The organism is Chitinophaga eiseniae, assembly GCF_012641265.1.
Classification (GTDB): domain Bacteria; phylum Bacteroidota; class Bacteroidia; order Chitinophagales; family Chitinophagaceae; genus Chitinophaga; species Chitinophaga eiseniae_A.
The window spans coordinates 1039824-1052720 of the sequence record NZ_JABAHZ010000001.1 but is presented as its reverse complement, the minus strand read 5'-3'; the positions used below and the strand labels follow the sequence as shown (position 1 = coordinate 1052720).

At 47.2% G+C, this 12897-nt stretch carries 9 protein-coding genes; 7 read left to right on the top strand and 2 right to left on the bottom strand.

Translation table 11 applies throughout. The annotated features are described in order from the left end of the window. The first annotated feature begins 249 nt into the window (after window positions 1-249). On the top strand, window positions 250-1857 hold the full coding sequence (locus HGH91_RS04130; RefSeq protein WP_168737167.1) for a reverse transcriptase family protein: 1608 nt from the start codon (window positions 250-252) through the stop codon (window positions 1855-1857). Between the two features lie 91 nt (window positions 1858-1948). Here the strand turns inward: HGH91_RS04130 and HGH91_RS04125 are convergent, their stop codons facing one another. Beyond that, entirely contained in the window at window positions 1949-4813 is a 2865-nt protein-coding gene (locus HGH91_RS04125) for a TonB-dependent receptor (protein ID WP_168737166.1), read from the bottom strand. Window positions 4814-5002: 189 nt separating this feature from the next. After that, window positions 5003-6043: a homoserine O-acetyltransferase MetX gene (gene metX, locus HGH91_RS04120; RefSeq protein ID WP_211092190.1), complete on the bottom strand. Its 1041-nt coding sequence runs from the start codon at window positions 6041-6043 to the stop codon at window positions 5003-5005. A 135-nt stretch (window positions 6044-6178) separates the two neighbouring features. Between metX and HGH91_RS04115 the strand changes: the two genes are divergently transcribed. The 6 genes from HGH91_RS04115 (at window position 6179) to HGH91_RS04090 (ending at window position 12678) form a co-directional block, all read left to right on the top strand. Then, the gene (locus HGH91_RS04115; RefSeq protein WP_145666067.1) at window positions 6179-6598 is read left to right on the top strand and encodes an OsmC family protein; all 420 of its coding nucleotides are present in this window, start codon (window positions 6179-6181) and stop codon (window positions 6596-6598) included. Window positions 6599-6618: 20 nt separating this feature from the next. Further along, window positions 6619-7809: an O-succinylhomoserine sulfhydrylase gene (locus tag HGH91_RS04110; RefSeq protein WP_168737165.1), complete on the top strand. Its 1191-nt coding sequence runs from the start codon at window positions 6619-6621 to the stop codon at window positions 7807-7809. A 132-nt stretch (window positions 7810-7941) separates the two neighbouring features. Continuing rightward, on the top strand, window positions 7942-8295 hold the full coding sequence (locus tag HGH91_RS04105; protein ID WP_168737164.1) for a hypothetical protein: 354 nt from the start codon (window positions 7942-7944) through the stop codon (window positions 8293-8295). A gap of 81 nt (window positions 8296-8376) precedes the next feature. Next, the gene (locus HGH91_RS04100; protein ID WP_168737163.1) at window positions 8377-10899 is read left to right on the top strand and encodes a DUF5686 and carboxypeptidase regulatory-like domain-containing protein; all 2523 of its coding nucleotides are present in this window, start codon (window positions 8377-8379) and stop codon (window positions 10897-10899) included. Between the two features lie 446 nt (window positions 10900-11345). Next, complete coding sequence (locus tag HGH91_RS04095; RefSeq protein WP_168737162.1) at window positions 11346-11552, top strand: hypothetical protein; 207 nt, start codon at window positions 11346-11348, stop codon at window positions 11550-11552. Window positions 11553-11664: 112 nt separating this feature from the next. Next, complete coding sequence (locus HGH91_RS04090) at window positions 11665-12678, top strand: rhodanese-related sulfurtransferase (protein WP_211092189.1); 1014 nt, start codon at window positions 11665-11667, stop codon at window positions 12676-12678. Window positions 12679-12897 lie beyond the last annotated feature (219 nt).

Sequence of the window (12897 nt, the reverse complement as noted above, 5' to 3'; positions counted from 1 at the left end):
GCCCCAGGGGCTGAAATATACGTATGGTAGGCCCCTCCCTTGAGTTGATTGATTTAGTCAATGGCTTGCACGAAGGCCTCTTCCTCTTTACAAAATTTTGTTACTCCCCGTCAGCGAGGCACTACAGCCGGTATATCTTCTCTTCATTTTTACTGTCTTACAACTATTTTTTATTTAGTCTGAAAGTAATGTCGTTGCCTGAAACAGCATTGCTGTAAATGAAAATGAATAAATACTTAACTATTTATCATGGCCGAAAGCTTAACCCGTCAACAGCTGTACGATAGAATACGTGCATCCTCTAAAGAGGAATTTATACTGGAAGAAATGATTCGCCTGGGTTTCTGGGCAAGAAATACTGCACAGCCGTCTCCCTCTGAAACGCTTATCCGCAGGGAGGGAGAGTTGCGCCGCCAACTGAATGACCTGCTGTCTGAAAAGCAACGTTATCAAAATAAAGTCAAAATGCTGGCCGACATGCGAAAAGATCGCATGGCCAAATCAAAACTGAAAATTGCGGAAACTAAAAAGCGCCGCGAGGAAGAAAGGAAGGCCAGGGCAGAAGCATGGGCGGTTGCTAAAGACCAACAAATCCTTTATCTCGGGGAGGAAATATCTGCGGGCCTGAACAAGGTAAATCCTGACACAGCACAACTGGCAAAGTTTAACCTGCCGGTATTTGCAGATGCCACCGCGTTGGCAAGCGCCATGGGCATTACGTTGGGCAAACTCCGCTACCTGGCGTTCAACCGGAAAGTGGGGCATCATACCCATTACCAGCGTTTCCAGGTGCCTAAAAAATCCGGCGGCACCCGTGTGATTTCTGCACCGATGCCCCAGTTGAAGGCCGCACAGCACTGGATCCTCGAGCATATACTGTATAAAGTCAGCCACAGCGAGGCCGCGCATGGCTTTGTGCCGGGGAAATCGATCGTTACCAACGCCGCCCCACATGTGGGCCAGGATATTGTGATCAATATTGACCTCCGCGATTTCTTCCCGTCCATCGCTTATAAAAGAGTGAAAGGATTATTCTGCAAATTGGGATATGCCGAACAGGTAGCTACCATCCTGGCCCTCATTTGTACAGAACCGGAAGTAGATGAAGTGTTGCTCGATGGCCGCAAATATTATGTGGCTAAAACGGCCCGCCATCTCCCGCAGGGAGCTCCCACCAGCCCGGCCATTACCAACCTGATTTGTTTTAAGCTGGACCGGCGTTTTGCCGGTCTCGCGGAGAAATACGGTTACGCCTATACGAGGTATGCAGATGACATGACGTTTTCTGCGAAAGGAGCAGCAGCCGACAAAGCCGGGCAACTCCTGCGTGCAGTGAAGATGTTTGTAAAAGAAGAAGGATTCACTATTCACCCCGACAAACTCCACGTCATGCGTAAAGGCGACCGCCATGCGGTAACCGGTATCGTGGTAAATGAAAAGCTGAGTATAGACCGAACTACCTTGCGTAAGTTCCGTGCCCTGTTGCACAACATTGAGAAAACCGGTTTGTCGGGTAAAAGATGGGGCAAAGGAAAGAATATTATCAGCAGCATAGAAGGCTATGCAAACTTTGTATACATGGTGAAACCTGAATGGGGCGCCAGGCTGAAAGAAAAGCTGGCAGCACTGTTACAGCGACCAGATATCAAGGCAGAAGCGCATGCCATCTGGACAGGCAACAATTCACAACCTGTTACAACCGAAGCTATATCTGCCTCTTCGCATCCTGCTGGCTATACCAGTTCTGCCACTACTACACCCGCAGCTACTACCGATAGTTCCACTACCACACCAGGTAAGATAACGCCGCCGGAACCGCCTGCGGCAACAGATAAGCCCTGGTGGGATGTGGTATAAATAATATATATTAAACAAAAAAAGGCCCCGGTTTTTCTCCCTGTTACAGGAGAAGAGCCGGGGCCTGGTTGTTTATACGACTTAAATTTTATCAGAGATTATACCCCAGCGAGATATACCATTGTGAACCAATGGTAGGGTTACCCCATGAAGTGGTATATTTCTTATTCAGGATATTGACACCACCCAGTTTCACCGTAGTTTTACATTTAGGGAAGAATTTACTTACCATTGCATCCAATGTGCCATAGGAAGGTATTTCACTCAGTCCCGCAGCATTGACTGCCGGTCCTACGAAAGTGGATTGCCAGATAAATGAATCTTGCCATTTCCATAAGATATTAAAGGCGATATTGGAATTGGCAACATTCCGGTTGCCGAAGTTCAGGCTGTAACGGTATTTCGGCGTATTGTACTGGGGAATAAAGCTGCCCAGGTCTTTCGCATTACTCAATTCATTGTAAGTAATGTTACCGCCGGCAGTAAAGTTCAGTGGCAGGCTGTAATCCAGGCCTAATGCCCATCCCCATGATTTCACAATTTGCTGTGAGCTCACAGGAACGGAGAAGTAAGCGAAAGGCTGGGTAGGGTTGGTGGTTGGTTTAGCTACCACCTGGCTACCGTTCATATTTTTGAAATCATTTTTATAAATGTAGGCATCAATCAGCAGGCGTTTGGCGATAACTGATTTATAACCGATTTCATATGCCTGTATTCTCTCCGGTAAAAATTCCTGGAATTGATATTGAGTGGGATTACCTGCCAGCAGCGATTGTAAAGAGTACACTCGGCCGGTATCCAGCCCATAACGCTCACGCATAAACGGCAATCCGCCAATCAGGTGCGCCTGTGGTGTTACGAGGTCAATATACTGATCCTGGTTGGTAGGAATACGGAAGCCTGTTTGGTAAGAGGCCCGGATATTCTGGCTTTCCAGGAAGGTGTATACGGCGGAAATACGGGGGCTGAACTGGCCTTTGAAGTTCATGTTTTTATCGTAGCGTACGGAGCCGGTCAGTTTAAGATGATCATCTATCAGCTTTTTCATGACCTGCACATAAGCGCCATATTCGTTGATCTTAAATTCTTTTCCGTTATCGTCCAGGGCAAACAGTGTTTTCTCTGAGTTCAGGGAGTAGCGGCGATAGTTACCACCGACAAGGATTTCCGCAAAATGTACCAGCTTGTGGAAGTTGTACATAAACTCGGCCTGGTAAAGGTTGGTTTTATCAGTGAATTTGGCGCCTACGCCTTTCGCATCGCCGGGAATAGGCTTGCTCTTCACCTGGGCGGCAGCGGCATCAAATTCAGGGGTACCTGGTAAGAAACGTCCCTGGTCGGCCACGTCCCTGGCAGATTTAAAGAAGACGGGCTGCTGGGCTTGTACCGCCTGCTGGGCGGCAGCTACAGCAGCTACCGGGCCATGGGCAATGTTGTCCATGATGGTTTTCTGGAAAAGGGCGCCGGCAGTTGTTGCGTAGGTGCCAAAATATTGTGTATACCAGGTTTGGCTGCTTTTCCAGGCTTCGTTAATCCCTGCGGCCAGTGTACCGCCGGCATAGCTGTCGCCGGATCTTTCCTGGGTAGTATACAGTCTTACGTAAAAGTCGGGACTTCTCAGTTCCACTTTATATTGGCCCATGTTGAAATTCTTCAGGGAATAACGGTCGTTACCTGTATATACACTGGTACCGGAACCGTAGCTACCCTGTATCAGGGCTTCGAGGTCCTGTGTAATCTTATAATGGAGGGCAGCATTTAATTTCAGGTTTTTGGTAGTATAGTCTACCACATCAGATTCATTATAACCGGTACGGGTTACATTTGACATATTGGGTGCAGGCATCAGGGCATTGTAGAGCTGTGTGGGGCTCACTGCGCCACCGAGTTGTGTAGATAAAGCCGTCATCTGGGGCATCAACGCGGGCTTCAGGAAATTGTACATGTTGACGGAGTTTTCATCACCATAAGTGTTGACCCCATTGTAGCCTTCATTATTAGCCCTGGTGCCGTCCTGGAGGGTGTGGCCATTGGCCAGGCTTTGATCACGATGGTCATATGCCTGCCAGTCCTTCGCTTGCAGGTAGCCCACGTTTAACTTGAAGGCCCACTTATTATTGAAGGCATGTGCATAGCGAACAGATACATCGTAGAAGGGAGTGGTGGCTTCGGTACGGCCGCCGTCATTGAGTACGCCGCCTTTTACCTGTGCGCTCAGGCCCTGGTATTGAAAGGGGTTTTTGCTGGTCATCAGCACGATACCGTTCAGCGCATTGGGCCCATACAGGGCAGATGCGGCGCCCGGGATCAGTTCTACGTTGTCCAGGTCCAGTTCCGGGATACCTATCATATTGCTCACGGCGAAGTTGAGCCCTGGCGCCTGGTTGTCCATACCGTCGTTCAGTTGCAGTACGCGGGTATTACCATTGCCGTTAAAACCGCGGGTGTTAACGGATTTGAAGGTTAAGCTCTGCGAACTGGTTTCCACGCCTTTCAGGTTGGCGATGGCATCATAAAATGAGGGGGCAGGAGAGGCCTTCAATGCGCGGGCATCCAGCTTTTCGATGGACACGGGCGATTGCAGGATGCTTTCTTGCACGCGGCTGGCGGCTACTACCACTTCCTGTCCAAGGATTTCGGAAGTGCTGAGTTCTACCGTCACGCTTTCACCGGCGCTGCTGACTTCTTTCTCTTCCGTCTTATAACCAACGTAGGAAAACACGAGGGTTAGCGGAAAAGCGTGGCTCGTTTTGAGTACAAAGGTACCGGCGTTGCCTGTAATGGTTCCCGCCGTGGCGCCTTTGACGCTCACAGTCACACCGGACATGGTACGGCTGGAGCCTTTTTCCCGTACAACCCCGTTAATTGTGGCCATAGTTTGCGCCGAAACTACCTGGGTCAGGGATAGCAAAAGTAATAGAGCACCTGAGAAAGACCTGATGAACGTGCTTTTCATAGAGTGGATTTTAAACAGATTTAGATTCGGTTTAATTTAAATATAGGGAAAAAAGCACAAAGCAAAAAAAAGCTGGAGGAAGGTAGCGGGGAACTAAAAAGCGTTTACTGCAAATGACCAATGTGGGCGGTATTCCCCTATTGATTGTCTGTTGTAAACGCAGTATGATACAGGGTTTCAGGGACGCCGTCAGCGCTCCATCCAGTCCCTGAGTATATTGCCGATCTTTTCAAATTCTATGAGGAAACCATCATGACCATACGAAGAGTCGATTTCATGATAAGTTGCCTGCGGGAGATGGGCAGCCATGAACTGTTGCTCTTCCGGTGGGCAGAGAATATCGCTACTGATGCCAATTAGCAGGGTACGTTGCCGGATATGCGACAGGGAAGCGGTAATGTGTTCATGTCGTCCACGGGCAACATTGTGGCTGTCCATCGCTTTGGTGAGTAACCAGTATGACTGCGCATTGAAGCGTTTTACCAGCTTATCGCCCTGGTAGTTGATATAAGAGGAGGCACGGAAATGATCTGTCTTTTCCTTGTCTTCATCTGATTGGGCGCGTACAAAGGTCTGATAGTTGCGGTAGGTGAGCATACCGATGGCCCTGGCGGCTTTGAGGCCCCTGGAGCCGGCGCTGTGGCAGTCCTGTTGCCAGGTATCGTCGGCCTCTATGGCCAGTCGCTGGGCGGTGTGAATAGCAATACCCCAGGCACTTTCCGCCGCGCCGGTGCACAGCAGGAATAGCTGGTCTATCACAGCAGGTTCGGTCAATGCCCATTCCAGCGCCTGGTACCCGCCCATGGAGCCGCCGATCAGCAGGTGAATATGGGGCACCTGTAAATGAGCTCTCAACAGCATATGTGCCTGTACCATATCGCGGATGGTTACAGTCGGAAAGCTGTGATACCACGGCTTGCCGGTGTCGGGGTTTATCGTATGTGGCCCGCTGCTACCATAACAGGAGCCGATAATGTTGGCACAAACAATAAAGTGCCTGGAAGGATCAATTACCTTCCCGGCGCCTATCAGGCCGGTCCACCAATCTGCCACATCGCTGTTGGCCGTTAACGCATGACATACCCATACTACGTTACTACCATCTTCATTCATAGTACCGTAGGTATGATACGCGATGTGCAATTCGGGTAATACCTGGCCGGACTCCAACCGGAACGCTGCTTTACTGTGAAATACCTTTGCCGACAATGCTTCTTTAAATTTGCGCAAAACTACAATATTGGAATTAAAAATTACAATTACAATTACAGCGGCAGATTTACGGAAGCCCCGCGTATGGGTGTTATTCGTAATTCGTAATTCATAATTGTTTTATTTTATCTTTGTTGAAGAAAAATAATAACCATGAAGATAGCATTACAAAGAATAGACGACGGATTCAATATGGAAGCGGTAGACGAAGGCGGACACAAAGTACTGATGGACTCTTCCCTGGAAAATGGCGGAAAAAACAACGGGGTACGACCCATGCAAATGGTGATCATGGGCCTGGGTGGTTGTTCTGCCATTGATGTGATGATGATCCTGAAGAAACAACGTCAGGACGTACAGGATTTCCGTATTGAAATCGAGGCTGAAAGAGAAAAAGGAAAAGAGCCTTCGCTCTGGGAAACCGCTCACCTGGTGTTCCACCTGAAAGGTAATATAGATCCGGATAAAGCGGCACGCGCCGTGGAATTGTCTATGAACAAGTATTGTTCCGTAGCAGAAACCCTGCGCCAAGGACATACCAAACTGACCTGGGAAGTGAAACTGAACGCGTAAAAGCTGTAATTACCATATCCATGAACAAAGACAGACATCAATACCAACCAGATACCAATGCAGTAAGAATCCAGATTCCGAGGACAGATCAGATGGAGCATGCATCTCCAATGTTTCTTACTTCCAGTTTCTGTTTTGATAATGCAGAAGAAATGCGGGCTACGTTTGCCGATGAAACGGATTTCAATATCTATAGCCGTTTCAGCAATCCCAACGTAGATGAATTTGTACAGAAGATGTGCGCCCTCGAAGGAGCGGAAGCTGGTTATGCCACCGCCTCTGGTATGAGCGCTATCTTTGCCAGCTTTATGGCCCTGCTGAAGGCTGGTGATCACCTGCTCTCTGCCCGTTCTATCTTTGGCTCTACACATACCGTGATTACGAAGTTCCTGCCTAAATGGGGTATCACCACCTCTTATTTCGATATTACAGATGATCCGGCCACCATTGCGGCAATGATCAAACCCAATACCCGGATGATTTTCCTGGAAACGCCATCCAACCCTGGACTGGAGATTATTGATATTGAAATGTTGTCCCGTATTGCGAAGGAACATAAAGTAATACTGAATGTAGACAATGCTTTTGCAACCCCTGTATTGCAAAGGCCACTGGCCTATGGCGCCGACCTGGTTACCCATTCTGCCACCAAGTGGATAGATGGGCAAGGACGTGTATTAGGCGGTGTGGTAGTAGGAAAGAAAGAACTGATCAAAGAAATATATACCTTCTGCCGCAGCACCGGACCATCCATGTCGCCATTCAACGCCTGGGTATTGAGCAAAAGCCTGGAAACCCTGTTTGTACGTATGGAACGCCATTCGGACAGTGCATTGAAGCTGGCTAAAGCCCTCGAGAGCAACCCACACCTGTCGTTGGTGAAGTATCCATTTCTACCCAGCCACCCGCAATATGCCATTGCGCAAAAGCAGATGAGTGGAGGAGGAGGTATTGTATGCTTTGAGCTGAAAGGCGGCCTGCAACAAGGGGTACGTTTCCTGGATGCCTTACAGTTGCTGTCGCTCACCGCTAATTTGGGTGATAGCCGCAGTATTGCTTCGCATCCGGCCAGCACTACACACGCCAAACTCAGCGAAGAAGAAAGAGCTATTGCCGGTATTACGCCGGGACTGATCCGCATTTCTGTGGGATTGGAGAATATTAAGGATATTCTCGAGGATATTGAACAGGCGTTGGAGAAGAGCAAATAAGCAGAAAGCATAAAGCAAAAAGCTATTGTGGAGAATGACCTTAGCGGTATTAAAAGTCGCTTTGATCATTCTCCACAATAGCTTTTTGCTTTATGCTTTTCCGCTTTAAGCTTTTTATCCTATATTAGAATTATGAAATCCTTTGCACATTTTCTCCTTATCCTTATCCTGGCTTATATAGCCGGTATGTTTTTGCCCTGGTGGAGCGTGGCGTTGGTTGCCTTCCTGGTAACCCTGCTGATGCCCTTATCTCCCGGTAAATCCTTCTTCAGTGCATTCATGGGTATATTTGTGCTGTGGCTGATGCTCGCATTTTATATGGATGTACGGAATGATCATCTGTTGGCCAACCGCATGAGCGAAATGATCCTGAAAGTGAAAAGCGCCCCGCTGATGGGTGTCGTGAGTGCATTCTTAGGCGCACTGGTAGCAGGTTTTGCCGCCAGCTCCGCCGCCTTTTTACGCGTAACAAAAAAGCCAGCCTGATTGCTTATCAAGGCTGTTAAACTTCTGGTAAAACGGCGTACCCGGTATACTGGTAACCCGTTGGCCGTTACATTTGGGAATATGATGAAATATCTATCCACCCTGTTGTGTATCCTTATTTCGGGCTATTGTCAGGCCAATGTGGTGAATGGCCGTGTAACGGATGATAAAGATCAGCCGCTTCCCTTCGCTACGATATTCATAAAAGGAACCACTACCGGCACCACTACCAATGCTGCCGGGCAATATCACCTTGACCTTCCCCCGGGGCAATACACCATCGTGTGCCAGTATATCGGTTTCCGGAGAACAGAACTACCGGTTAACGTTAACGCCCCCACGCAAACGCTCAATTTCCGCTTACAGCCAGTAAATATGCAGATCCGGGAAGTAGTGGTAAAGGCCGGCGGAGAAGATCCCGCCTATGCCATTATCCGGCAGGCCATTAAAAAGCGACAGTTATACCACGACCAGGTGAAGGAATATACCTGTATGTTGTATATCAAGAGCGCTGTTGGGATGCAAAATGTACCCACTAAGTTTTTAGGGACGAAGATAGATAAAACAGAAATGGGGGTTGATAGTACCGGAAAGGGCATGGTATTTCTCTCTGAATCTATCACAAAAATATCCGCCCGCCAGCCAGATAAGATTAAGGTGGAAGTCATCTCTTCCCGCAAAAGCGGTGGTGGCTTTGGGTTGACATTTCCGGCTATTATCAGTTTTTACGACAACAACGTGGAGGCAGTTATCACACAAATGGGACCACGCGGTTATATTTCTCCCATTGCTGAAAATGCCCTGGCTTTCTACAAATACCGACTGGAAGGTACGTTTATAGAAGATGGTAAAACGATCAACAAAATAAAAGTCATTCCCCGCCGTAAGCAGGAGCCGTTGTTTTTCGGCGATATCTTCATTACCGACGGCGACTGGCGTATTCATAGCACCGACCTGTTTCTCACCAGCGAGTATCAGCTGGAGCTGATGGACACGCTGGAAATACGGCAGACACATGTGCCCGTGACAGCCGATATATGGCGGGTGAAAGACCAGGTAGTGCGTATCTCCTTCAACAAATTCGGTTTCCGCATGGGGGGTAGCTTTGTAAATGTGTATTCAGATTATAATGTACATCCTAATTTACCAGCCGGATTTTTTGACAAGGTATTCCTGAAGTACGATACTGCCTACGATAAGCAGCAACATGCCTATTGGGATAGCATTCGCCCGGTACCGCTGGAACCCGCGGAAATAAAGGATTACCACGAGAAAGACAGCGCCGCTCAGGCAGAGCGGGATTCTGCGGCATCAAAGTATCGGCTGGCTACCTTGCAGAAAAAACAGAAACCAGTAAAGCTGACGGACATCCTCTGGGGCGGTGCCAGACATAAGTATTATTTCCGTCGCGATAGCGCTATCAACTTCCACCAGCTTTATGTCAAAGGATTATTGAAATCGTTGAAGTCTAATACGGTAGAAGGGTTGGCACTGGCCCTGGAGCCGGAGTTGACCATCAATACCAGTGAGGAAAGCAATTTGCGCATCGCGTCATTCATTCGCTATGGGCTGAGTAATACTCACCTTAACGCCTATACGGAAATTAATTTTCACAACAGCAGCAGGATCAGCAACCGCTTTGGGCACAACGACTGGAAACTGGCAGGGGGTAAGCGCATATCTCAATTCAACCAGGATAACCCCATCGACAATATCGCCAACGAATTTTATACCCTGTTCCTGAAGGAAAACTATATGAAGCTATACGAGAATTGGTTTGGTAACCTGCAATACAGCAGAACGTTTCAAACAAATGATCGTTTAACCGTTGGCGTGAATTATGAAAGCAGGATACCCGTAGAAAACACTACCGACTTTGTATTCTTTAAAAATGATCGGAAGCAGTTTACTCCCAATCATCCGCAGGAATTGGCCAACGTGCCGTTTGAAAGGCACCAGGCTTTAGTGGCAGATGTCAGTTTCACTTATCAGCCGGGGCAGCAATTTATAGAATTACCAGACCGTAAAATACCGCTGGGCTCTAAATATCCTACCTTTAAAATCAGCTATAGCAAGGGGATTCCGAACGTAGCCAATAGCATCGTTGATTTTGATAAGTGGAATTTTTCGGTGCAGGATAATATGAACTTTAAGTTACTGGGCGAGTTCCGTTATCATATTGGCGTAGGGGGATTTCTGAATGACAAAAATGTGCAGATCCCGGACTATCAGCATTTCAACGGCAACCAGACGTTCTATAACATGAAATACCTGAATAGTTTTCAGCTGGCTCCCTATTACCAGTATAGTACTACTGCGTCGTTTTATACTACTGCCAATGTAGAGCACCATTTCAATGGGTTACTAACCAACAAAATTCCGTTGTTCAACCGGCTGAAATGGAACCTGGTAGCGGGCGCCAATGCTTTTTATGTAAACAGCGACAACAACTACGTAGAAGTATTCGGAGGCCTGGAAAATATATTCAAAATGATCCGGGTAGACGTGGTGGCGGGTTATCAGAGCAAACAGGATACCCGTATAGGCGTGCGCGTTGGCTTTGGCGGAATATTAGGTAACGTGGTGAAGTTTAACAGCCGTTGAGTTTGATGCCGGAGATTTTACCTGGGGTACCGTAAAATCTCCGTATCTCAACATCCACACCCATGAAAAGGGGTTACTTTTTCCTGCTCTTCAATTCTTTTTTCTCGTCGAAGTAATACGCCAACAATCTGTAGATCCAAATACCAACGACTGCGTAAATGAAGTAAGTAATGTAAGTACTCATAATGTAACATTTAAGGGTTAAACAATAATTGTTCTTGTGATACCATTTTTCAAAAAGGGTGCCAATCGGGGTCGTAACTTATGACAAAGTTATATACAATAATTATCAAATAGTTATAAAATAATAAATATTTTTTTTCTCAGGAAAGAAACTTTTGGTTGATGAATTACGTTAGTAAGGTAAGCATATTTGCGGGATCGCCGTGCACATTTTACTCACACGTAAGTGCCAGCGGCCATTAGTTAATAAGAAATCGTTCGTTATGAGGAAAATCGCCCTTTACGCGTTATTATCAGGCATCCTGCTGGCAGCAGCAGCCTATTTTACAGAAATGAACGACCTGCCAGGCGCGGTGGAATTAAGAACGCCTGGTTTTGTGGGTTATATATTCATTATCAGCGCAATAGGTTGGTTTTCCCTGAATACCCTGTACGAATGGGGACGGGAAGCCGAGGCTTACCAGTATTGATATTGCTGTATTTTTGCTACCTTTGCGCCCTAATCAATTGTTCTTTTACGATTAAAGAGGGTTGATTGAAGTTTTGTTCACGACGCAGGTGTCCTTAAAATTTCAAGCAATTATGGCATTACACAACAGAGTATCTGCCGCCGAACTAAAACAACGGCTGGCAAAAGAAACATTTAAGCGCGTTACGATATCTTTCTACCAGTACGCAAAAATCCCCGATCCGCAGGCATTCCGCGACCAGCTCTACGAATCCCTTTTCAAACTGGATACATTTGGCCGTATCTATGTGGCGCATGAAGGCATCAATGCTCAGATCAGTGTGCCCGAACATCATTTTGATACATTTAAGGACACTTTATATGCCGTCGACTTTCTGCATGGTATTCGCCTGAATATTGCGGTGGATGACGATGGTAAGTCATTTTTTGTATTGAAAATTAAGATCCGGGATAAAATTGTTGCCGACGGTATCGAGGACCCTACCTTTGATATGGCCAACCGTGGCCGTTATGTAGACGCCAAAACCTTCAATGAGCTGACCGCAGATCCTGACACGGTGATTGTAGATATGCGGAACCACTATGAGTACGAAGTGGGACATTTTGAAGGCGCCATTGAAGTACCTTCTGATACTTTCCGCGATCAGCTGCCCATGGCGGTAGACATGCTCGCCGACCAGAAAGATAAAAACATCATTATGTACTGCACCGGGGGCATACGTTGTGAAAAGGCATCGGCCTACATGCTGCATAATGGTTTTAAGAACGTATTTCACCTGGAGGGCGGCATTATTGAGTACACCAACAAAGCCCGGCAGCAAGGCCTTCCCATCAAATTCAAAGGCAAGAACTTTGTATTCGATGATCGCCTGGGTGAACGTATCAGTGAAGATATTATCAGTCATTGCCATCAATGTGGCGAGCCTTGTGATACCCATACCAACTGTCTGAACCAGGGCTGTCACCTGTTGTTTATCCAGTGCGAGTCCTGTGCCAGGAAGTACAATGGCTGCTGTAGTGAAGCCTGCCAGACAGTACACGCTTTACCGGAAGAAGAACAGCTCGAATTGCGCAAGGGGGTAGAGAAAGGATTGATGTTTAATAAGTCGAGACGGAGAAAAATATAAGTGGGGAAATTTCCTGCAAAGTAAATAAACAGCGAAGCCGTAGAGAAATGTAGTTACATTCTTTACGGCTTCGCTGCTTGATTTTAAAAAAATCCGCTCCGCGTTGTATCCTCTCGGCAGGGCGGAGTAGTATGATCATAAAATTGAATGGTCGGAATTACTCCGGCCATTCTTTTTTATGGCCATGCTATCAACCTATATGCGAACTAAAATTTTCAT

Excerpts from the sequence above, each read along its gene's own strand:
- HGH91_RS04130 (WP_168737167.1), top strand. The coding sequence starts at position 250 with ATGGCCGAAAGCTTAACCCGTCAACAGCTGTACGATAGAATACGTGCA.
- HGH91_RS04125 (WP_168737166.1), bottom strand. The coding sequence starts at position 4,813 with ATGAAAAGCACGTTCATCAGGTCTTTCTCAGGTGCTCTATTACTTTTG.
- HGH91_RS04115 (WP_145666067.1), top strand. The coding sequence starts at position 6,179 with ATGAAGATAGCATTACAAAGAATAGACGACGGATTCAATATGGAAGCG.
- HGH91_RS04110 (WP_168737165.1), top strand. The coding sequence starts at position 6,619 with ATGAACAAAGACAGACATCAATACCAACCAGATACCAATGCAGTAAGA.
- HGH91_RS04105 (WP_168737164.1), top strand. The coding sequence starts at position 7,942 with ATGAAATCCTTTGCACATTTTCTCCTTATCCTTATCCTGGCTTATATA.
- HGH91_RS04100 (WP_168737163.1), top strand. The coding sequence starts at position 8,377 with ATGATGAAATATCTATCCACCCTGTTGTGTATCCTTATTTCGGGCTAT.
- HGH91_RS04095 (WP_168737162.1), top strand. The coding sequence starts at position 11,346 with ATGAGGAAAATCGCCCTTTACGCGTTATTATCAGGCATCCTGCTGGCA.
- HGH91_RS04090 (WP_211092189.1), top strand. The coding sequence starts at position 11,665 with ATGGCATTACACAACAGAGTATCTGCCGCCGAACTAAAACAACGGCTG.